This is a genomic window from Thalassotalea sediminis (assembly GCF_030295915.1).
Classification (GTDB): domain Bacteria; phylum Pseudomonadota; class Gammaproteobacteria; order Enterobacterales; family Alteromonadaceae; genus Thalassotalea_C; species Thalassotalea_C sediminis.
Window position 1 is genome coordinate 111355 of the sequence record NZ_AP027361.1, and the last position, 23199, is coordinate 134553.

Consider the following 23199-nt stretch of genomic DNA (forward strand, 5'->3'; position numbering starts at 1 on the left):
CCTTCTCAAAAAAATTATAAAGATTGATACTAATTTGTAAGTTATAGCCCGTGTTTTACAAAATTTCTCATTTTGTTCGGCATTTGTGCAATTAAGTTACAAAAATTGTAGCTATTGCATGTGACTAAAAAATTCGCGCAGAGCATACCACGGCGAAATATATCGAGAAAAGTGCTGTTGCTCGTTATGTTGGTAAATTTCTCTAAACGCTAAATTTTGGTTTTCTATCGAAAAATATCGTAGGAAATTAATTGATGGCCTAGATAATATCTTGTTATTGCATTGAATTTATTTGACTTAACGCTTATAACTATAAGTGAATGGAAAAGGATGTACAGCTCAAATGATTGCACTTCAAGGCTATGAAATAATGAGCCACTTGTTTAGCATTTCAGACGTTATTCAAGTGTATCTCGCCAAAGATACCAAACAAAGAACAGTACTAATAAAGCAAATTATTAAAGATGAAGGAGCTCTTTCTGCATCGCAATTCTTAGAACGTGAAAAATTGGCGGAGAAATTAAAGCTTTCAAACGTTGTGTCTGTACAAAAGCAACAACAAGATCAAAATGCTTGTTATTGTATTTATCCTTATCAAGAGAGTTGGGTTACATTATTAACGTTATGTGAAGAAGCATCGCTCTCTTTAGAACAAAAGTTAACTGTTGCTACTAACCTTGCTCGGTTAGTCAGTAATATTCATGATAAAAAAATAATTGTTAATAACCTATCGCCGTACAGTATCCTCGTTGATACAAACACATTTCAATGTTTTATTATCGATTTAAGCTATGCTAGTTCGATAGCTGCTATCCACAAAAAATCCAAACGAGTTACTTTTGATAGTCAGCGATTGAAGACAATCGCACCAGAAGTTACCGGTAGAATCGACCGGCCAGTACAACGCTTCGCAGATTTATATTCGTTAGGTGTTTGTTATTTTCGGTTGTTTAGTGATGTGTTTCCGTTCGCTTACGATGATGACATGGAAATGATTCATGCACATATTGCTAAAGCGCCCCCTAAAGTCAATGAATTAAACAATGACATACCTGATGTAGTCGCGGCTATCATCGAAAAATTATTGCATAAAAACCCTGAATCGCGCTATCGCTCTGCTAATGGATTGATGAGTGATTTACAGCGTTGTTTGTTGCAGTGTCAGGAGCAAGGCAAAGTAAGCTCTTTTAAGCTTGCACAAAAAGATAACGACAACCAACTTTACTTTTCAGATAAATTGTTTGGCCGAGATCAGGAATTAAAGGTTTTACTGAATGGTTATCAAACGGTAAAAACGCATGGGCATTGTCAATTAAGTATTATTTGTGGATATGCCGGCATAGGAAAATCAAGGCTAATAAAAGAACTCCAGCAAAGTGTTGTTGCTGAAGAAGATTATTTTGTGCTAGGTAAATTCGAACAGTATCAGAACAGCACGGCTTATTATGCGCTGATAATGGCGTTAAAAGATTGGGTTGAGCAACTGCTAGGTGAAAGCAATACGTCGTTATTGAAATGGCGCGGTTTATTGCTGAAGGCATTAGGAAATAATGGTCAAATTATTATTGATTTAATTCCAGAGTTAGCTTTGATCATTGGGCAACAACCTGTTGTTACTTCATTGGCACCTAGTGAAGAAAAGACAAGGTTTAATCAAGTATTTATTGCTTTTTTAAAAGCGTTAGGTTCAACGAATAAAACGATAGCCCTGTTTATTGATGATGTACAGTGGGCTGATCTTGCTACCTTGAAGTTACTAGAACATGTTTTGGAGCAAACAGAACTTGGTCATATTCATATCATCATTTCCTATCGCGACAATGAAGTCTCGCAAGCACACCCGTTAACTAATCTACTCAATGCTGTTGATAGTACCTCTGCGTTTCATAGCCATCAACATATACAACCGTTAGCGTTTGACGCCGTTATTGCTTTTTTAGAAGCATCTTTAGGTAGTGATAAAAAGACGTTACATGGTTTGGCTGAAACCTTGATTGATAAAACGCAAGGCAACCCATTTTTCATTAAGGAATTTATTAAATCATTAATTGATAAAAACTTTTTGTATCAAAATGAGCTAGGTCATTGGCAATGTCGTGTTGATGATATAAAGCGAATAAGTGTTACCGATAATGTTGTTGAGCTCATGGCGAGTCGTATTCGACGCCTTAGTAACCTACAACAAGATGTATTACATACCGCGGCGTGTATTGGAACCAATGCCAAGTTAGCGGTACTTTGCTATGCGCTAGATCGCGATAAAGAAACACTTAGAGAGGCAATAACGGTCCTTGTTGAAGAAGGGTTTTTAATTGCTTTTGAAAGTCGTACAGAAAATGCAGAGATAGACTCTTTACGGTTTATACATGACAAAGTTCAACAAGCGGCTTATCAATTAAATCGACCACTAAGTAAAATAAACATACACTTTAGATTATCCCAATACTTTTTAACGCATGATCCTAATGCAGTTTTCAAATATATCGAACATATAAATGCCTCATCTAGTTTGTATGTTGAGCAAGGCAGCTTTCTTTTATTAGTAGAGAGTAATTTATCTGCGGCAAAAAAAGCTTTGGAAAGTAACGCGAGCGCTGACGCTATGTATTACTTGGAGCAAGCAGAGTCGTACTTACCTAAGGACCATTGGCAAACGTATTATCGACAAAGTGTCGATATTGCACTTGCGGTGGCCAAAGCATGTTATTTAAACTTAGATTTTGAACAAGGTAATCAGCGTTTTGAAACTGCGATTCAACACATAAAAGGTGATATAGAACAAGGCTATCTTGCGCGTACACAAGTATTGTCATTAATTGCACAAAGCAATATGGTTGAAGCCTATCAACTCGGTGTAACAACATTAGAAACGTTAAACGTAAAATTAACTGATAGCGAGAATATCGCGATAAAATATTTGGCGTTAGATGAACAATCCCCCCCCGAAAAAATTGTTGAGCTTATTCATTTACCGCCAATGATTGAGCCCCGCTACTTAATGGCATTGGAAATTTTGAATGCTATTCAAACACCGGCTTATTTGCTAAGTCCGTTAGATTATATGCGCGTAGCGTATACGAGTTTGTCGTTATGTTTGACGGAAGGGTTAAGTACTGGCAGTAGTAAAGTATTCGTGACTCATGGACTTTTACTTTGCGGCGCTTTTTCTCAATTTTCACGCGGAAAAGCATATGCTGATCTAGCGTCACAATGTATCGACAAATTTCCATCAGACCACCTGAATGTAGAAGTAGAATTTGTAAAGCATGTTTCTATTGAGCATTGGAGTGCACCAATATCAGCGTCGTTAAAGCCACTACAAGACAATTTTTACCGAGGATTAGAAGTTGGCAATATAGAATATGCGTTCCATTCAGCGTTATTTTACTGTAAGCATTTGTTGTTTAGCGGTACGTCGCTACAAACTGTGAGGTCGGCATATAAATCTATTTTGCCGACGGTAAAAGAAAATAAACAATCTTACCATTTCACTTTTATTCAGCTATGGCATCAATTTTTGTTAAATCTGCGGGAGCCCACCGTTGCGCCAACAAAATTGAAGGGTAAAGCTTTCAATGAAGATACAGAATTACCCACATTAATCGAAACAAAGAATGTGACAATCCAGTTTAGTTTTCATTTAGTCAAAATGAAATTGGCTTTTATGTTTTCTGAACACAAAGGTGCCCTGAATCATTTTCAACAAGCCGAACCGTTAATGAATGCTGCACTTTCATTATACAATTTTACTGAATTTTCATTTTATGCTGCCTTGGTGCTTGTTGAACAAGCAAGGATAAATAGCACTGAAAAAGACGCTTTGCTTATTAAAATAAATGAGCTCCAAAAACAGTTAACCTTATGGGCACAGCACGCACCTGAAAATCATCACCATAAAGTGAAATTAGTGGCAGCTGAGCTTGCGGCGCTAAATAATGAAAGTCATGCTTGGCATTTATATCAACAGGCAATTGATTTTGCGACGAACAATGGCTTTATAGAGCACCAAGCATTAGCACAAGAGCTAGCTGGTCATTATTGGCAACGCCAGCAAAAAGCTTCAATGGCAAAAGATTATTACCATCAGGCTTATCAGAGTTATTTAGATTGGGGAGCCAACAATAAAGCTAAAAAACTCTCAACAACGTACTTAGTGGGTGATATTCAAGATAAAAATGATGAAATAATCGCTATTAAGCCTTCTGTTGCAACGACTAATTACGAGCTAGATTTTGCATCGGTATTGAAGGCTTCAGAAACATTGAGTGGTGAAATTGACTTACGTGCTTTTTTACATCGAATGATGGTTATCATTATGGAAAATGCCGGTGCTCAGCGAGGCAGTTTATTGTTAGTCTCTGATGGGGTGCTAAACACAGAAATTTCAGTTTCGATTGATGGTACGATGCGCGAAAATGTGCAATTACCATTGAGTTTAATTAATTATGTTTCTCGAACGTTAAAACCACAGATTGTTTCCTCTGATCATCAGCAGTTTTCGCATGATAATTACTTTCAACACCATCAAGCCAAGTCTATTTTGTGTTTACCCAGTATTGTTAAAGGCGATCTTAGAGGTGTTGTTTATTTAGAACATTTGGATGTTGATAATGTTTTTAGCGCAGAGAGAGTAAATGTTTTACAACTATTGGCCAATCAAACGGCCATTTCATTTGATAACGCTAAGCTCTACCAACAAGTCGTCTCATACAATAAAAACCTTGAGCAAGAGATCCAAGAGCGAACGAAAGAACTGGCTGCGGAAAAGGTTAAAGCGGAGCACGCTAATCAAGCTAAATCAGATTTTTTAGCAAACATGAGCCATGAAATCCGTACTCCTATGAATGCTGTAATCGGTCTAAGTCAGCTTGCACTGCGTACAGACTTAACGCCAGTGCAGCATGATTATCTAACTAAAATACAAGACTCATCCCGATCTTTGTTAGGGTTAATCAATGATATTCTTGATTTTTCTAAAATTGAGGCCCAAAAACTAACCTTAGAAAAAGTGCCTTTTTCGCTGCATGAAATCTTACAACGAGTTATCAATGTTTGTACCTATAAAGTGCATGAAAAAGGTTTGGAACTAGTTGTTGATACGGCGAGAGATATTCCTAATACCTTGATTGGGGACCCATTAAGGCTACAACAAGTCATTGTTAATTTGGCAAATAATGCGGTTAAATTCACCAATAAAGGCACAATTCATATCAACGTTAAGCTGCTACACCGTGATGATGAACACTGTCAGCTCGCTTTTGCTGTACATGACACTGGTATTGGTATGTCAGAAGAGCACCAAAACAATCTCTTTCAGTCTTTTTCTCAGGCGGATAGCTCAGTAACACGGAAATATGGAGGGACAGGCCTAGGATTAGCAATTAGTAAACAACTAACAGAGCTAATGGAAGGCGAAATTTGGTTAGAAAGTAAATTAAATGAGGGGTCTACTTTTTATTTTACGGCGAAATTTGCGGCAGATTCGAATGAGAGTATTGAGCGATGTCACATTGAACTACAAAATTTTTCTGCGTTGAAAGTATTAGTTGCTGATGATATTCAGATCGCAAGAAATGTGATTCTTAGCGCTTTGGCGCACGCTGGTATTCATGCGGATGGTGTTACGAATGGTAAGGAAGCATTGACTGCAGTATTAGCGGCAGATAAGAATGACGAACCTTATGATTTAGTGTTTATGGACTGGAAAATGCCGGTAATGGACGGTATTGAAGCAGCTAGTCAAATTCATCAGCAAATTACCGGTAAATTACCACACATATTGATGGTGTCTGCTTATGACAAAGATGAAGCCAAGCAATTAGCTGATCACCATATTATTGAAAAGTTTTTAGAAAAACCAGTAAATCAGTCGTTGCTTATCGATACGCTTGTAGAAACATTAAACCAAGATAATGAGCGAATGGTTACTGTAGAGGAAGAACACAATATTATTATTCCAGATTTAAGTCGTTTTCACGTGCTACTTGTAGAAGATAATATGATAAATCAACAAGTTGCTATTGAGTTTTTGTCAGATACAGGGATAAAGATCACCTGTGCAGAAAACGGCGTTATCGCGTTAGAAATACTCGCAAAACAATCCTTCGATATTGTATTAATGGATATTCAAATGCCTGAAATGGATGGTTTAACGGCAACAATGGAAATAAGAAATACCCTAAAAATACATGACCTTCCGATTATTGCGATGACGGCACACGCGATGGAAGGAGATGTAGAGAAAAGTGTTATCGCCGGTATGAATCATCATTTAACTAAACCAATTGAACCTGAAATACTATATGAGGCGCTATGTAAGTACTTGCTTACTAATCGCTTGATTACAGAACCAATTGATATTAATAGTGATCCTGACGCTAAAAAAATCACACAGGAGCTTGTTCAATTACAAACGTTGAGAGACCACACCTCGCTCAATGTCGATTCCGCTTTAGACAAAGTGCAAGGAAAGCAAACGTTATACTTACAACTCGTTCATGATTTTTGGCATAAATATCAATCGTTGTCTGATGTTCTTTATGCACTCTATCGCGAAGATGCAAAAGAAGAGCTTTATCGTGCTGCGCACTCTCTTAAATCAACTGCACAGTATATTGGCGCGTTTGAATTGTCTAATTCTGCTTTGTCACTTGAGGCTGAAGTGAAAGAGCAAGGTTCACATGTTGATTTGAAGCTTAATGAAGTAACGACGCAGCTTGATTTTTTGATCGCCCAACTTAACCGAATTTATCACTATAAAGAAGAGACGCTTGGCGATGAAATCATTGATAAAAAAGAAGCGATGGCACTGACGTCAAAACTTATACCTTTGGTAAGTGCTGCGGATATTATGGCTGAAGATACTTCTCAACAATTGCTAACTTTGGCAAACAATACTACTGTTTATCAAGAGGTAAAAACATTTCATCACTTAATCGCTGATTTTGAATTCCAACAAGCACTGCCTCTTATTGAAGCGTTTGAGTTTTCGTTAAGTCAAAATGAGGGATAATGCCTTATGGGGGAGCAGGATTCCTATACAAATAGGCGAGCATCGGATAAACAATTTACGCTACTATGTATTGATGATGAAAGTGCAAACTTAAAAATACTCGCCTCGATTTTTAAAGATACCTATAAAGTGGTGGTCTGCAAACAACCAAAGAAAGCAATGAGTATGATCGAAGACATCATGCCTGACTTGATATTGCTTGATGTGGTTATGCCTGAGCTTAATGGTTTTGAATTATATGAACAATTAAAACAACAACCTATACTGAATAATATTCCGGTTATCTTTATAACGGGGTTGCAAAGTGCTGCCGATGAAGAAAAAGGTCTCGTCTTAGGGGCGTGTGATTACATTCAAAAGCCGTTCAATTATGGCATAGTTCGTGTTCGTGTTAATACGCATATGGAAATTATACGCCAGCGCAAGTTACTAGAATCGCTAGCAAATATTGATAGCTTGACCGAGCTTCCCAATCGACGAAAGTGGCAGGAAGATAGCGCTAATCAGTGGAACTTTGCTAAAGCGAACTGTAAAAAAATGGTATTAGGTATTGTCGATATCGATTTTTTTAAAAAATACAATGATGCTTATGGTCATCAACAAGGCGATATTGTGTTGCGTAAGGTGGCTAATGCGATCCGTCGAGTCTTGTTTGATCATGGTGGTGCAATTTACCGATGTGGTGGAGAAGAGTTCTACTTTTATATTCCTATTGAAAAAAATATGGACGCAGAAACGATTTTAGCACAATGCTTGGAGTCGGTATCTGCGCTCGAAATACAACATCAAGCTTCTATTACATCATCAATTTTGACTGCCAGTATTGGTGCAGTAGAAATACTGGCGAATGAAGATTATTCTGTCGAGCAGTTGCTATCAATTGCCGATGAACAATTGTATCAGGTGAAAAACACCACCCGAAATGCTGTGCACTATATACGAATACCGGCATAATAATTCCCAGAATCTACGCTTTGCGGTATAGTTCGCCTTAAGAGTAATAGAAGAGAGATATTCATGGCTGCCAAAGGCAATTTATTCATCCTGTCTGCGCCAAGCGGGGCTGGAAAATCAAGTTTGATTTCAGCTTTATTAAAACAAGAAAGTGTTCGACCAATGCAGGTGTCAGTATCACATACAACGCGTTCACCTCGACCAGGTGAAGTAGATGGTCAGCATTATCATTTTGTTTCTGTCGATGCATTTAAGCAACAGATCGAAAATAAACATTTTTACGAATGGGCAGAAGTTTTCGGTAATTACTATGGCACCTCTGCTGTCGCTATAGATGCGCAATTAGACAAAGGCATAGATGTGTTTCTAGACATTGATTGGCAAGGCGCACAGCAAGTTCGCATGAAAAAACCAGATGTGACAACTATTTTTATTGGTCCTCCATCAAAAAAAGAACTGGAAAAAAGATTACGTGGTCGAGGACAAGATAGTGATGAAGTTATTACTGAACGTATGGCACAAGCTCAGTCAGAATGTTCGCATTATCAAGAGTTTGACTACATTATTATTAATGACGACTTTGACCAAGCGTTGCAAGATTTAACAACAATTGTTAATAATCAGCGGTTAAAACGTAGCCAACAAGTCGAAAATTATAAACTTTTATTCGAACAGCTATTGGCTAACGATTAAGCATTTAGTAAAATGTCCCGCTATTTTGTAAATTTATTAAATTCTGGAGTGACCAAATGGCTCGCGTAACCGTTGAAGATGCCGTAGAACAAGTCGGTAACCGTTTTGACTTAGTACTTATTGCGACTCGTCGTGCTCGTCAAATCGCTACTGGGGGTAAAGAACCTTTGGTTGAGTTAGAAAATGACAAGCCTACAGTATTAGCACTTCGCGAAATTGAGGAAGGCTTGATCACAACAGACGTGATGGATGAAAATGAACGTCATGAAGCTGTGCAACAAGAATCTGCTGAATTAGCGGCTGTAGCAGCAATTGTTGGTGGTCAAAACCAACAATAACCTGTCAGAACAAAAGACTGTTAGCAACGCGCAATTGTGCTTACCATGATTGCGCGTTTTTCGTTTCTGAACTGGGGTAATTGATTGGCAATCGACTAAAATCAACGTATTCTAATGTTTAAGATTAACCGCCAAATTTTATTTATCTTTTTAACTGCATGAAGGAAGTATTGAGTGTACCTTTTTGAACCGCTAAAAGAGTATGTATCGAGTTACTTGTCGAAAGTACAAATTGATTTGTTAAAACAAGCATACATTGTGGCGCGTGATGCACATGAAGGACAGATGCGATCAAGCGGTGAACCGTATATAACACATCCGGTTGCAGTAGCACATAACCTTGCAAAAATGCATTTAGATCACGAAACGCTAATGGCTGCATTGCTGCATGATGTGATCGAAGATACACCTGTAACGAAAGATGAGCTCGCTGAACTATTTGGCCACACTGTTGCGGAACTTGTCGAGGGTGTGAGTAAGCTAGACAAGCTTAAATTTGATAATAAGGAAGAAATGCAGGCGGAAAACTTCCGTAAAATGGTGCTTGCCATGACGCAAGATATTCGTGTTATTTTAATAAAGCTTGCAGATCGCACCCACAATATGCGGACTTTAGATGCCTTACGGCCTGATAAACGTCGTCGCATTGCCAGAGAAACACTTGATATTTACGCACCAATCGCAAATCGTCTTGGTATCCATGATATTAAAAATGAACTTGAAGTACTTGGATTTGAAGCGCTATATCCTATGCGTTCTCGTGCTTTAAAATCGGAAGTAAAAAAGGCGCGTGGTAATCGTAAAGAAATAATTAATAATATTCGCGAAGAAGTTGCACAACGTCTAGCTGAACATGGTATTAGTGCTGAAGTGATAGGCCGTGAAAAACACTTGTTTTCTATTTATCGAAAAATGAAAAACAAAGAGTTAATGTTTAATGAAGTCATGGATATCTATGCATTCCGAGTCATTGTTGATAATAAACTTGATGAGTGTTATCGCGCTTTAGGTGCAGTGCATAACCTCTTTAAGCCTATTGAAAGTCGTTTTAAAGACTACATCGCAATACCCAAAACCAATGGTTATCAATCACTACATACCTCACTCGTAGGGCCTCATGGTATTCCTGTTGAAATACAAATTAGAACCAAAGACATGGATCAAATGGCCGACAAAGGTGTAGCCGCGCATTGGTTATATAAGCAGGACGGAGACGACGGTGGTACTACGGCGCAAATGAAGGCCCGCCGTTGGATGCAAAGCTTGTTAGAATTACAACAAAGTGCAGGAAGCTCATTTGAGTTTATCGAAAATGTAAAAACAGACTTGTTCCCCGAAGAAATTTACGTGTTTACTCCAGATGGGCGCATTATCGAGCTACCCATGGGCGCTACGCCTGTTGATTTCGCCTATGCCGTGCATACTGATGTTGGCAATTCGTGCGTAGGAGCCAAGGTAGATCGTAAGCCTTACCCTTTGAGTCAACCAATTGATTCAGGCCAGACGATTGAAATTGTTACTTCTCCTGCGGCTCATCCAAATGCCACGTGGCTTAACTTTGTTGTCACGGCAAAAGCGCGGTTACAAATTCGAACTTACTTGCGTTCACAAGAGAAAAATCATTCGCACACGCTTGGCAAACGTTTATTAAGTCATGCGTTAGGTAAAGTTAAACTCGAAGACATACCGCAAGAAAAAATTCAGCAAGTATTGCAAGAAACAAGTAATGAAAGTTTTGATGATTTATTGATAAATATTGGTTTAGGTAATGCGCTAAGTATCGGTATCGCACGTAGACTAACTGATGAATTTACTGAAGATAGCGACTTAAACACACCAACAAGCAAAACAAAAATGCCTATTAAGGGCACCGAAGGGATGTTGGTTAACTACGGAAAATGTTGTCGACCTATTCCTGGTGATAATATTATGGCGTACTTAAGTCCAGGAAAGGGTTTAATGGTACATCAAGCTGGCTGTAGAAATATCAAAGGTACGCAGGAGCAACATTTATTTCCGGTAAAATGGGATTCGGAAATTGATCGTGATTTTATTGCTAAATTACGTATTGAAATTATTAATCACCAAGGTGCTTTAGCAAAATTAACCAATGTTGTTGCTAAGTGTGATTCGAATGTACATACCATGAATTCTGGTGAAAAAGATACGGGCCTTTATGTTATTGATTTGGAGTTGACGTGTCGAGATCGTATTCACTTAGCCGATATTCTTAGAAAAATTAAAGTAATGGTTGATGTACAAAAAGTTGTACGTAACAAATAACCACGTGAAGGAAAATTATGAAATCAATTATTAGGACTGAAAATGCACCAAGTGCAATTGGTACATATAGTCAAGCGGTTAAAATTAAAAACACTGTGTATTTATCTGGGCAAATTCCACTAGTACCAGAGTCTATGGAAGTCATATCTGACGACTTTTCTCAACAAGCACACCAAGTATTTAAGAATTTGGCAGCAGTTTGTGAAGCCGCCGGTGGTACGTTAAATGATATGGTAAAAGTGAATATTTTTTTAATGGATTTATCACAATTTTCAACTGTAAATGAAATTATGGCTGAGTATTTTTCACAACCTTATCCTGCCAGAGCCGCAGTGCAAGTTGCGCGTTTACCTAAAGATGTGGCAATTGAAATTGATGGTATTCTCGAATTGCCAAATGTTGATTAATTTTTATTTTTTAATGAGACGTGTAAAAGAAAATGACGCCGGAACGGTTACAAAGAATTAACGCAATGTTAGATATGCGCCAACCAGACCTTACGGTTTGCATGGAAGGTGTGCATAAAACGCACAATCTTGCTGCGGTAGTAAGAACCGCTGACGCTATAGGTATTAGCGATGTACATGCGGTGTGGAAAAATGAACGCATGCGGGTTTCAGGCGGCAGTGCAGCAGGCAGTCAAAATTGGGTTGATGTTCATAATTATACGGACACGAAAGACGCAATTAACGCTTTAAAAGCACAAAATATGCAAGTGCTTGTGACAAACTTATCTGATACATCGATTGACTTTCGAGAGATAGATTATACCCAGCCAACAGCCATAATTCTTGGTCAAGAGAAGTTTGGAGCGTCTGAGCAGGCGTTAGCAATGGCAGATCAGGATATTGTCATTCCAATGGTCGGTATGGTGCAATCATTGAATGTTTCTGTAGCTAATGCTGTTGTACTATATGAAGCACAACGGCAGCGTAAGGCTGCTGGTATGTATGACGTTGCACGTATTTCCTATGAACGTCGTCAGCGCTTTTTATTTGAAGGCGGTCATCCTATTTTTGCGCAAGCGTGCCAACGCAAAGGCTTACCTTATCCTCAAATTGATGATGAGGGGCAAATTGTAGCGTCAGACGCATGGTGGCAACAAATGCAAATGACGCAAGAAGCATGGCAAGAACTCGATAATTAAACATAAAAAGGATATTTAATGACAACATCCGCAATGGGACTAGGTAACCTCGCTCGTGTTGCGGTGTCGTCGTTAAAAGGGGTTGGCCCAAGTATGGCGGAAAAACTCGCCAAAATTGGTATTCACTCTATTCAAGATTTACTTTTTCACTTACCTAACCGCTATGAAGATAGAACTCGTATTACCGCGATTCGTGATTGTTTGCCCGGTATTTTCACTAATGTAATTGGTGAAATAACCAATAGTCAGATCGTACAAGGTAAACGTCGAATGCTAGTTGTGTCGGTTAATGATGGCACGGGTGGCATTAACTTACGTTTTTTTCACTTTACCGCAGCACAAAAGCATAATTTGGTGGTGGGAAAGGAAATTCGTTGCTACGGTGAAATGACTCGTGGCGGGCGAGGGTTAGAAATTATCCATCCGGAGTATAAATTTCTTGAACAAGATACCCTCCCTACGGCGGTTGAGGAGACGTTAACACCTGTTTACCCGACTACAGATGGTTTAAGACAAATTACCCTGCGTAATTTGAGTGAACAGGCATTAATTCGTTTGCAACGAGGCGTGATTGAAGAGATTATTCCTGATGACTTTATTCATGAACCATACTCCCTTAAAGAAGCGATTAGCTTTATTCATCGTCCGACACCTGATACCTCTGTTGTACAATTGGAGGAAGGCAAACATCCAGCACAGCTGCGTTTGATTAAAGAAGAGTTATTAGCGCACAACTTAAGTATGCTTAAACTTAGACAGTCAGTTGATAAGCATCAGGCGGTGTCTTTAACGGTTGATCGCGCTTTAGAGGACAAGTTTTTATCAACATTGCCGTTTAAACCGACCAATGCGCAGGCGCGCGTGGTTTCAGAAACCCGTGAGGACTTATTTAAAGCACATCCAATGATGAGGCTTGTTCAAGGTGATGTCGGTTCTGGTAAAACGTTAGTTGCCGCTTTAGCTGCTTTAACTGCAATTGGTCAAGGTTTTCAAGTTGCGCTAATGGCACCTACAGAGATACTGGCAGAGCAACATGCGATTAATTTTCAGAAGTGGTTTCATCCGCTCGATATTACCGTGAGTTGGCTTGCAGGTAAAACAAAGGCTAAAGCGCGTCGCGAAGCATTAGCACATATCGCATCGGGTAATGCGCAAATGATTGTAGGCACCCATGCCCTTTTTCAAGATGACGTTATATTTCATAAACTCGCGTTGATCATTATTGATGAACAGCATCGCTTTGGTGTTCATCAACGTTTATCACTTCGTGAAAAAGGAGCATTTGACGGTAATTATCCACATCAATTAATTATGACGGCGACACCAATTCCAAGAACGTTGGCAATGACTGCTTATGCTGACTTAGATACGTCGATAATAGATGAATTACCACCGGGAAGAACCCCGATTACGACGGTTGCGTTACCAGACAGTAGACGAGATGACGTAATCACCCGTATACATCAAGCATGTATCAATGAGAATCGGCAAGCATACTGGGTATGTACTCTGATTGAAGAGTCTGAGGTATTACAATGTCAAGCGGCTGAAGATACGGCACTTTATATTCAACAGCACTTACCTGAGCTTAGCGTTGGGCTAGTGCATGGGCGCATGAAAGCGCAAGAGAAACAGGATGTAATGGAAGCGTTCAAAGCCGGTGAGTTAAATTTGCTCGTTGCAACAACAGTGATTGAAGTAGGTGTAGATGTACCCAATGCCAGCTTGATGGTCATTGAAAACCCAGAACGTTTAGGATTAGCTCAATTACACCAATTGCGAGGCCGAGTAGGTCGTGGCTCTATCGCTTCTCATTGTGTATTGATGTATAAGAGTCCGTTATCAAAAACAGCCACTAAACGACTAGCTGTGCTTCGAGAGAGTAATGATGGATTCGTTATAGCGCAAAAAGATTTAGAAATAAGGGGGCCTGGTGAGCTACTAGGCACTAAGCAAACGGGCCTAGCAGACCTAAAAATAGCGGATCTCGTCAGGGATGCAGAGCTGATTCCGCAAGTACAACAGCATGCATATCAACTATGGCAACATTCACCCGATAAAGCATTGGCATTAATTGAACGCTGGCTAGGAAGCAGAGAACACTACTCTAACGCGTGATTACTATCGGTTACATTTTAGTTAACTAAATTAATGCTATTTACGGTATGCTATTGATTATATTTAATAATAGTTAACATACGTGAGAAGTTGTAGAGCCCGCCATATGCGTAATAAACAACATGATAATACCCCCCGCTTTTATGAAATTGATTTGTATCGTTTTTTAGCGGCCATTGGTGTGGTTATCTTTCACTATACCTACACCGCATTTATGGAAGGCTACGCACCTATTGCAAATTTTCCTGAAATACGAGAAATCACCCGTTATTTTTATATGGGGATTAACTTCTTTTTCGTGATTTCTGGCTTTGTTATTTTTATGAGTGTTGCTGATGGTAGCGTGAAAAAATTTCTAATTTCTCGCTTTGTACGATTATATCCTGCCTATTGGGCGGCATTAATACTCACCAGTATTGTGACTGTTTATTTTGGTGGAGCAGTGTTTTCTGTTACCTGGCCCCAGTTCTGGGCCAATGCAACCATGGTGAATGAAGCGATGAACTATAAACCAATCGACGGTGCGTATTGGACATTGTATATTGAATTAAAGTTTTATCTATTCATGCTCATTATTTTAGCTGTTGGTGCAATGAAGCACTTTCAGCATTTAATGGCACTTGTACTCGTTGCATCAACTGGCGCGCTATATTTTCCTTGGGCTGCCAATATTAATATGTTTACCGCCATGTTTCCTCATTGGAGTGGTTATTTTGCCGCAGGTTGTATCTTTTACTTGGTGCGCAGAGATGGGGTGAATCTATACCGTGCTTTGCTCATGGCACTTGCCTATTTTTATATTATTAAGCAATCAACGTTATTTGGTGACCTTATGAGCCAGTGGTTCGGGATTACATTTGATTCCACTATAATTGCATTGATAAATAGTGCTTTTTTTGCCTTGTTTATGGTGACATCCTTATTTAAAGAGAACCCGCTGCGTAAAGCGTGGTGTTACTACTTAGGCATTTTGACTTACCCAATATATTTAGTGCACCAACATTTAGGTTACATGACGTTCAACTATTTTGGCACTGAACGTAATATTGCTAGCTTGGTGGCAGTAACGATTATTGTAATGGCTATAGTTGCGTGGATAGTGCATCAATTAATAGAAGTAAAACTGGGCAAACGCTTATCTTCTTTTTTAAAACGTAGATGGTTAACGAATACGCGTAAAACTGCTGATTATCAAGCAGGTTAGCAACTGGTCGATTTATTCAGACCTTAATTGATTTAGCTAGTTAATTATTCGTGCAAACTGCGCTAAACTAGAGCCACTATTAGCTTGCAACAATTGAACGATTTCATGAGTGATCATAAAGAACAGGTGGATGACAACAACGCATCGACTACACATTTCGGTTATAAAACCGTAGATACAACAGAGAAAGAGTCCAAGGTAGCCGGCGTTTTTCATTCTGTTGCTCAGCAATACGATATTATGAATGATTTAATGTCATTTGGTATTCATCGTTTGTGGAAACGATTTACCATAGATGCCAGTGGTGTTAGACCAGGGAATAAGGTTTTAGATTTAGCGGGTGGCACCGGAGACCTAACTGCAAAGTTTTCAAAGCTTGTTGGTCGTGAAGGAAGGGTGGTATTAGCCGATATTAATAGTTCAATGTTAAATGTAGGTCGTGATAAACTCCGTGATCGCGGTCTAGTGCAGAATATCGAATATGTACAAGCGAATGCCGAGTATTTGCCATTTGAGGATAATACTTTTGATATTATTACCATTGCTTTTGGCTTAAGAAACGTTACCAATAAAGCACGTGCTCTGCGTTCAATGTACCGAGTATTAAAGCCTGGTGGCCGTTTACTTGTTTTAGAGTTTTCTAAGCCCGAACACGAAATCATTAATAAAGCGTATGATTTTTATTCATTTAGCATACTGCCTAAAATGGGAGAGCTTGTTGCCAAAGACGGCGACAGCTATCAATACTTAGCAGAATCAATTCGTATGCATCCTGATCAAGAAACGCTGAAAAGCATGATGGAAGAAGCAGGGTTTGAACAAACGAGTTATAAAAACTTAACTGATGGTATCGTCGCATTACATAAAGGATTTAAGTTTTAAGTCGTATGTCTAACATCATGCATCATCAAATACTGTGTAGCTTTGTTGAAAGAGTTGTTAATGCGCTTTTAACGATTAATCAAGCAGATAATGCACCTTTGGTGGCGTTAGAGCAAAAAACTATTGTTATTTCTTTGGCCGAGTTAGATTTTCCGATGTCGTTTACCTTTAATGAACAGCAATTATTGGTAACATGTATCACTGAACGAAGTGATTGTCATATTGAAACAAGCTTAGCAACGTTAAAAAAGCTGCAAACAGATCAGCAACTAACTGATTTAATTAAACAAGATAAACTTAATATAAGCGGTGATATAAAAATAGCTCAACAATTTTCGAGTATTTTTCAACAATTGGATATTGATTGGCAATCTGAGCTCGCAACGTTTATTGGTGATGTGCCAACGTATAAGGTCGTTAAGTTTAATCAATGGCTGTTAAGTAAGTTTGCTTTTGCAAAGCAGCAGATAACAGCTGACGCGACAGAATGGTTGTTACATGAGAAACGGTTGTTAGTGGCAAATGATGAGCTTCAACAGTTATATTCAGATATACAGGCGACTGAACGTAATTTTCAACACTTAGAGCGACGTATTATACAACTTGAAAATGCGTTGAAGAAACATGAGCAGGAGCAAAGTCTTGATTAGTAGTAGCCGCTTATATCGAATTGTTGCAACGTTTTGCCATTATGGTTTAGACGAACTTATTCCCCCCAGACTTGTTCCTTGGTATATCAAGATATTTCGTTGGTGTTTTTTTTGGTTAAGAAATAAACACAAAGATAAACCACGAGCAGTAAGGTTCCGCTTAGCCATTGAGTCATTAGGCCCTGTTTTTATTAAGTTTGGACAAATGCTGTCGACACGCCGTGATCTTTTGCCTGATGACTATGCTACTGAACTAGCATTGTTGCAAGATCAAGTACCAGCATTTGACGGAAAAATTGCAAAAAACGTTATTGTTGATGCAATTGGCGGGCAACTTTTTGAGCAAATTTTTAGTGACTTCGATGAAAAACCGTTAGCCTCTGCTTCTATAGCACAAGTACATACCGCAACACTCATGTTAGATGAGCAACCTCAAAAAGTGGTTTTGAAAGTGTTGCGCCCTGGAATCGATAAAGTGATCAAGGCGGATGTTGCCGTAATGGCGAAAATTGCCAATGTGGTTTCGCGTTGGTTACCCGATGGGAAGCGTTTAAGACCATCAGAAGTGGTTGCTGAATATAAAAAAACGATTTTAGATGAACTTGATTTACAACGTGAAGCTGCAAACGCAATTCAATTAAAACGAAACTTTAGCTTAGGCCGAGATAACGACCACATTCTTTATGTACCCGAAGTTTATAGCCAATATTGCCATAAAAATGTGCTTGTTATGGAGCGAATTTACGGCGTAAGTGTTGGCGAAGTTGAAAAACTTCATGAGTTAGGCGTAGATATGAAATTGCTTGCTGAGCGCGGGTTAGATGTATTTTTTACACAAGTGTATCGTGACAGTTTTTTTCATGCGGATATGCACCCAGGCAATGTTTTTGTTGATATAACTAATCCTGCTGATCCAACTTGGATAGCAATAGATTGTGGTATTGTTGGTACGCTTAACCGTGAAGATAAACGCTATTTAGCCGAAAACTTTGTCGCCTTTTTTAATCGTGATTACCGCAAGGTGGCACAATTGCATGTTGATTCAGGTTGGGTACCGCCGCAAACAAGCGTTGACGAATTCGAATTTGCAATACGTACTGTTTGTGAGCCCATTTTCAATAAACCATTGGCCGAAATTTCGTTTGGCCAAGTGTTAGTAAACCTTTTCAATACGGCGCGTCGATTCAATATGGAAGTGCAACCGCAACTTGTTTTATTGCAGAAAACGCTGTTATACGTTGAAGGTCTAGGTCGTCAACTTTATCCTCAATTAGATCTGTGGCAAACGGCGAAACCCTTTTTAGAAAATTGGGTTAAAGAGCAAATGGGCGTTAAAGCGGTATTTTCAAAAGTAAAAGAGAATCTACCTTTTTGGAACGAAAAGTTACCCGAAATTCCCGATTTAGTATATCAGTACTTAAAAGATGGTAAGCAAGCACAGCAACAGCAGGTTGCCCTATTAACACAAATTAAGGCACAGCAAAGAAAAGCAAATCAAAGACTTGTGTATGCAGTATTGGTCAGTAGCCTTATTATTAGTAGCGCTGTGTTATTTGCCTAAAAATGTCTAACGTAAACTTGCAAAAATGTACATGGCGTATGTGTTTATGTACTAAGTGATAATTGGATGCCAAAAACAACAATAAAACAGTTACCTACGCTAGTTGCTGGACCTATATTGAGACATGTGTCTTCGACACAATTAACTTTCTGGTTGGTTACCTCAACAGAATGTGAATTATCTTTATCTGTTTTTCAACATCAAGATGTTATTTTCTCGCAAACGTTAAAAAGCGAACAGCATCAAATTGTTGAAATTGGTGAACATGCTTATATCCATCTCGTTAATATCGACAGTGAGGTAACATTTGCTACCGAGCAAGTTTATCAATATGAGTTTACATTCAGTCATCAAGGACGGTCGGAAAAGCTAAGTGAGATTGCGCCGATGCTTTTATATGATGCTCAGCAATACTGCAGTTTTACGGTGCCAGATAAAATAGAACGATTACTGCATGGCTCTTGTCGAAAACCACACTTTGATGGTGGTGATGGTCTAACGCAAGTAGACACAGTTATTGAACAAACATTGGATGTACCCACAGAGCGGCCTTCATTATTAATGATGTCCGGTGATCAAGTTTATGCCGATGATGTTGCTGGTCCAATGTTACTTGCTATTCATCAGGTTATCGACTTACTTGGTTTGTATGGAGAATCTTGGCAAGGTGCGGTAATAAATGATAGCCAAGCGCTCTATGGCAGTGAATATTGTTATTACCACCGCGAACGTTTGTTACCACATACTAAAGCTAACGAAGCTGTTTATGATAAATTTTTCGCCGCCAGTAAAAAGCCTATTTTTACCTCGGTAAATGCTAAAAACCATTTAGTTACATTGGCAGAGTGTTTTGCCATGTACATACTGGTATGGTCACCCATTATGTGGCGACATATAAGACTAGAAACCCCTAACTTGTCGTTAGAAGATACACAGAAATTTACCGAAGAACAGCAAATACTGCAGCAATTTCAGCAAACGTTGCCACAAGTAAGTCGTGCACTTGCACATATTCCTACATACATGATATTTGATGACCATGATATTACTGATGATTGGAACTTAACGCGAGGTTGGGAAGAAGCCGCTTACAGCCACCCATTTTCTAGACGTATTATTGGTAATACTTTGGTTGCTTATTGGTTATGTCAAGGATGGGGTAACGCACCAGAAAAGTTTACTGAGCTTAATGTCGATGTTAAAAAACACTTCGAACGCGGTTATTTGCAGCATGATGCGTTGATTGAAAAAGTACTAGAATGGCATGACTGGCACTATACGTTACAAACAACGCCAAAAATAGTGGTATTAGATACACGCACGCAACGTTGGCGTTCGGAAAGCCGCTCTTCTAAACCTTCTGGTTTAATGGATTGGGAAGCATTGTCTGAAATGCAGCAAGAGCTTATTAATGAACCACAAGTCATTTTAGTGTCTGCTGCGCCAATTTATGGGGTAAAAATGATCGAAACGATACAACGAATTTTTACCTTTTTTGGTCAACCACTGATGGTCGATGCAGAAAACTGGATGGCGCACAAAGGTACGGCGAATGTCATGCTAAATATTTTTAGACATGTAAAAACGCCCCCAGAATTTATCATTCTTTCTGGAGATGTACATTATTCATTCGTTTACGATGTGAGCCATCGTTTTCAACGCAGTCAATCAAAGATTGTGCAAATTACCAGTAGCGGCATTAAAAACCAATTTCCAACTAAGTTATTGAACATATTAGATCGGCTTAATCGAGTGCTTTATGGCCCATATTCACCACTGAATTGGTTTACTAAAAGGCGCAATATGAAAGTGACTGTGCGTAAACCAAGTGATCGTGAGCCAGGATTAACATTAGTAAATGAATGTGGCATTGGCGAGCTGCGCTTTACGCATGACGAGTATATTGTACAAGCAAATTTATTAACGGCTGATGGTAAAGAAGTTCACTTCGTTGTGGATAAAGATTGAGAGCAGCCCAAATTTGTATTGAACTGCTCTACATTGGGTTAAAGTGCTTGTTGTTGTGTGATCCAATCTTTTGTTAGCTCTTCTAACAAGGCCATGGGTAAACTACCATTTTTTAGCATTTGATCATGGAAACTGCGAATATCAAACTTATCGCCGAGTGATTTTTCTGCTAAAGCTCGCAATTCTCGTATTTTAATTTCACCGATCTTGTACGCTAATGCTTGGCCAGGCCAACTGATATAACGATCGATTTGTGCGATAACATCAGCCATGCTTAGCGCAGTATTTTCTGCTAAATAATCGATTGCTTGTTGTCTCGTCCAGCCTTTTGCATGCATGCCGGTATCTACAACGAGTCGACACGCTCGCCACGCTTCATAAGTTAATCGCCCAAAGTCACTGTATGGATCTTGATAAAAGCCCATCTCTTTGCCTAATCTTTCTGAATATAAGCCCCAGCCTTCACCATATGCTGCATGATATAAGGTTTTTCTGAACTCAGGCATGTCTACTTCTTGAGCGATTGCGCTTTGAAAATGATGTCCTGGCTCGGCTTCATGAAATGTTAATGCCTCTAACGTATATAATGGCTGACTTTTTAAATCCTGAGTATCTAGAAAGTAGGTGCCAGATGTTGTGCCACTTCCATCTGATGCGACATAGTAGGCTCCACCGTTAGGGGCTGGTTTAATATCGAATGTTTGACGAGGTAATACTGAAAACCATTTAGGTAATTGCGCGGCCATTTTACGGGTAATATAGCTAGCTTTCTCCAATAAATCGCGTTCAGTTGTGGTATAAAATTTATCGTCCGTACGTAAGTAAGCGATAAAGTCTTTAAAGCTACCGTTAAAGCCAACGTGCGCGATAATTTTCTCCATTTCAGCGCGAATACGCTTAACCTCATCTAAGCCCAATTGATGGATTTCATCCGCGCTCATGTTAGTTGTTGTATAGAATTCTATTAGGTATTGATAATATGCTTTTCCGCCTGGTAATTCACTAATACCAACCTTAGTGCGACAATTGGCCATATAATCGTTAACAAAAAACTGATAAAACTTTTTATACTCTGGAATAACTTTTTCTTGGATTAGCTTTGTGGTTTGTTGTGCAAAGAATGTTTTATCTTGCGTCGAAAAGTTTGCAGGTATGTTGGCGATAGGACCATAAAAAACGCTGTCTTTTACATTGCTTACGATGTGCTTACTAATCGATTTTTCGTAACCTTTAAACGTTTCACAATAGTGAACGTGTCCTTGTTTAATGGCTTCAGTAAGTATATCTATGTGCTCTTGGTTATACCTTGGAAAATCTTCAAGACTTATCAAGTAGTTTTGATAATCCTTTTTAGTAAGAAATGACATGTTGGCAGGAGCACCAGCAAAATAACTGTGAAAACCGGCATAATAATTTAAAGGATAAAAGTGATCTAATTGTTGATAGCTATTTGCTTCTGTTTGTCGCTCATAACGAAATAGACGGTATGTTACTTGATCTTCCGCTGATAGTTGCGCCACATCAATACTGTCTAAACGTTGTAGCAAAGTAGCATTATAATGGGCACGGCGAGCTCGACCTTCTTTTGACATTTCCGGTAATTTACCGTTCATACGAAATGCATCGGGATCTTTACGAAAAAAGATTTGTTCTTTATTAGCGTTTTGCCAATGTTCAGTAAGTAGTGCTTTGAAGGTCTGCGTAGCAGATAATTGTGTGGCGTGTACGGTAAAACCTGAGCAGAGTGTCAGTATTGTGACCAATACAAGCATATTTTTATTATTCATCTTGTTATCCTGGTTGATCCGAGTCTTTATCAGGCACTATTATAAAGCATATTGTCATCTGCGCTAATGGGTGACGATATACTTTAAGTGTCACCGTGCTAATTAAGGAAATACAATGATCAAACTCTCACGCGCAGGTTGGAATAACGTTATCATTTTCGGCGTGATGGGGTTTATTTTATTAATTAACGCGACACATGACAATGTATTCACCGACAAGAGTAAAGATGCAAGCGATGACAGTCTTTTTGGCTCGCAAGCAGTAATTTTAACGCTTGAGCTGAATCAGCAAGTGGTTATCGAGCGCATTGGTAAAACGTGGCGGGCAACCCCTGCGGTCATTAGCGGACAAGCGTTAGAACAAATGATGTTGTCGTGGCAACAATTAACAGCATTACCTTATACCCCTGCTAAGAATATTGATCCGCAATTAGCTTTACCCGTTTCTATAGCGTTTGCAGGGCAGGAAGAAACAGTCAAGTTACATTTGAATGTACAAACGGATCAGTTATTAATTTATCATCTACAAAGAAAACGTTGGTACATCGTCCCCATGCAGATGTATGATCAACTTATTCCAACTGCCATTTTTGGTTAAGTAG

15 protein-coding genes are annotated in these 23199 nt (G+C 39.0%); 14 read left to right on the plus strand and 1 reads right to left on the minus strand.

What is annotated here, in order from left to right; genetic code table 11:
- The first annotated feature begins 343 nt into the window (after positions 1 to 343).
- The 13 genes from QUE09_RS00510 (at position 344) to QUE09_RS00570 (ending at position 20810) form a co-directional block, all read left to right on the plus strand.
- Positions 344 to 7012, plus strand: a complete 6669-nt coding sequence (locus tag QUE09_RS00510; RefSeq protein ID WP_286234270.1) for an ATP-binding hybrid sensor histidine kinase/response regulator — start codon at positions 344 to 346, stop codon at positions 7010 to 7012.
- A 6-nt stretch (positions 7013 to 7018) separates the two neighbouring features.
- A complete protein-coding gene (locus tag QUE09_RS00515) occupies positions 7019 to 7966 on the plus strand; it encodes a GGDEF domain-containing response regulator (protein ID WP_286234271.1) in 948 nt (315 codons plus the stop codon).
- 63 nt (positions 7967 to 8029) lie between these two features.
- Positions 8030 to 8659, plus strand: a complete 630-nt coding sequence (gmk, locus tag QUE09_RS00520) for a guanylate kinase (RefSeq protein ID WP_286234272.1) — start codon at positions 8030 to 8032, stop codon at positions 8657 to 8659.
- A 56-nt stretch (positions 8660 to 8715) separates the two neighbouring features.
- Complete coding sequence (gene rpoZ, locus QUE09_RS00525; protein ID WP_286234273.1) at positions 8716 to 8997, plus strand: DNA-directed RNA polymerase subunit omega; 282 nt, start codon at positions 8716 to 8718, stop codon at positions 8995 to 8997.
- Positions 8998 to 9171: 174 nt separating this feature from the next.
- On the plus strand, positions 9172 to 11280 hold the full coding sequence (gene spoT / locus QUE09_RS00530; RefSeq protein ID WP_286234274.1) for a bifunctional GTP diphosphokinase/guanosine-3',5'-bis pyrophosphate 3'-pyrophosphohydrolase: 2109 nt from the start codon (positions 9172 to 9174) through the stop codon (positions 11278 to 11280).
- Between the two features lie 14 nt (positions 11281 to 11294).
- The gene (locus QUE09_RS00535) at positions 11295 to 11687 is read left to right on the plus strand and encodes a RidA family protein (protein ID WP_286235851.1); all 393 of its coding nucleotides are present in this window, start codon (positions 11295 to 11297) and stop codon (positions 11685 to 11687) included.
- A 32-nt stretch (positions 11688 to 11719) separates the two neighbouring features.
- Positions 11720 to 12427 carry a tRNA (guanosine(18)-2'-O)-methyltransferase TrmH gene (gene trmH, locus QUE09_RS00540; RefSeq protein ID WP_286234275.1) on the plus strand — a complete coding sequence of 236 codons (708 nt, stop codon included), beginning with the start codon at positions 11720 to 11722 and terminating at the stop codon, positions 12425 to 12427.
- Positions 12428 to 12460: 33 nt separating this feature from the next.
- The gene (gene recG / locus QUE09_RS00545; RefSeq protein WP_434017481.1) at positions 12461 to 14545 is read left to right on the plus strand and encodes an ATP-dependent DNA helicase RecG; all 2085 of its coding nucleotides are present in this window, start codon (positions 12461 to 12463) and stop codon (positions 14543 to 14545) included.
- A gap of 106 nt (positions 14546 to 14651) precedes the next feature.
- Positions 14652 to 15749, plus strand: coding sequence for an acyltransferase family protein (locus QUE09_RS00550; RefSeq protein ID WP_286234277.1), 1098 nt, complete (start codon positions 14652 to 14654; stop codon positions 15747 to 15749).
- A 105-nt stretch (positions 15750 to 15854) separates the two neighbouring features.
- Entirely contained in the window at positions 15855 to 16631 is a 777-nt protein-coding gene (gene ubiE, locus QUE09_RS00555; protein WP_434017241.1) for a bifunctional demethylmenaquinone methyltransferase/2-methoxy-6-polyprenyl-1,4-benzoquinol methylase UbiE, read from the plus strand.
- Positions 16632 to 16636: 5 nt separating this feature from the next.
- Positions 16637 to 17281 carry a ubiquinone biosynthesis accessory factor UbiJ gene (locus QUE09_RS00560; RefSeq protein WP_286234278.1) on the plus strand — a complete coding sequence of 215 codons (645 nt, stop codon included), beginning with the start codon at positions 16637 to 16639 and terminating at the stop codon, positions 17279 to 17281.
- Positions 17277 to 18842 (plus strand): ubiquinone biosynthesis regulatory protein kinase UbiB, encoded by a 1566-nt coding sequence (gene ubiB / locus QUE09_RS00565; RefSeq protein ID WP_286235853.1) that lies wholly within the window; start codon positions 17277 to 17279, stop codon positions 18840 to 18842. The genes QUE09_RS00560 and ubiB overlap by 5 nt, the downstream gene beginning before the upstream one ends.
- 66 nt (positions 18843 to 18908) lie before the next feature.
- Positions 18909 to 20810, plus strand: a complete 1902-nt coding sequence (locus QUE09_RS00570) for a metallophosphoesterase family protein (protein WP_286234279.1) — start codon at positions 18909 to 18911, stop codon at positions 20808 to 20810.
- Between the two features lie 38 nt (positions 20811 to 20848).
- Here the strand turns inward: QUE09_RS00570 and QUE09_RS00575 are convergent, their stop codons facing one another.
- Positions 20849 to 22597: a DUF885 domain-containing protein gene (locus QUE09_RS00575; protein WP_286234280.1), complete on the minus strand. Its 1749-nt coding sequence runs from the start codon at positions 22595 to 22597 to the stop codon at positions 20849 to 20851.
- Between the two features lie 115 nt (positions 22598 to 22712).
- Between QUE09_RS00575 and QUE09_RS00580 the strand changes: the two genes are divergently transcribed.
- Entirely contained in the window at positions 22713 to 23195 is a 483-nt protein-coding gene (locus QUE09_RS00580) for a hypothetical protein (RefSeq protein WP_286234281.1), read from the plus strand.
- Positions 23196 to 23199: the final 4 nt, after the last annotated feature.

Excerpts from the sequence above, each read along its gene's own strand:
- QUE09_RS00575 (WP_286234280.1), bottom strand. The coding sequence starts at position 22,597 with ATGAATAATAAAAATATGCTTGTATTGGTCACAATACTGACACTCTGC.
- ubiE (WP_434017241.1), top strand. The coding sequence starts at position 15,855 with ATGAGTGATCATAAAGAACAGGTGGATGACAACAACGCATCGACTACA.
- gmk (WP_286234272.1), top strand. The coding sequence starts at position 8,030 with ATGGCTGCCAAAGGCAATTTATTCATCCTGTCTGCGCCAAGCGGGGCT.
- rpoZ (WP_286234273.1), top strand. The coding sequence starts at position 8,716 with ATGGCTCGCGTAACCGTTGAAGATGCCGTAGAACAAGTCGGTAACCGT.
- QUE09_RS00560 (WP_286234278.1), top strand. The coding sequence starts at position 16,637 with ATGTCTAACATCATGCATCATCAAATACTGTGTAGCTTTGTTGAAAGA.
- QUE09_RS00510 (WP_286234270.1), top strand. The coding sequence starts at position 344 with ATGATTGCACTTCAAGGCTATGAAATAATGAGCCACTTGTTTAGCATT.
- trmH (WP_286234275.1), top strand. The coding sequence starts at position 11,720 with ATGACGCCGGAACGGTTACAAAGAATTAACGCAATGTTAGATATGCGC.
- QUE09_RS00580 (WP_286234281.1), top strand. The coding sequence starts at position 22,713 with ATGATCAAACTCTCACGCGCAGGTTGGAATAACGTTATCATTTTCGGC.
- QUE09_RS00550 (WP_286234277.1), top strand. The coding sequence starts at position 14,652 with ATGCGTAATAAACAACATGATAATACCCCCCGCTTTTATGAAATTGAT.
- QUE09_RS00515 (WP_286234271.1), top strand. The coding sequence starts at position 7,019 with ATGGGGGAGCAGGATTCCTATACAAATAGGCGAGCATCGGATAAACAA.
- recG (WP_434017481.1), top strand. The coding sequence starts at position 12,461 with ATGGGACTAGGTAACCTCGCTCGTGTTGCGGTGTCGTCGTTAAAAGGG.
- QUE09_RS00570 (WP_286234279.1), top strand. The coding sequence starts at position 18,909 with ATGCCAAAAACAACAATAAAACAGTTACCTACGCTAGTTGCTGGACCT.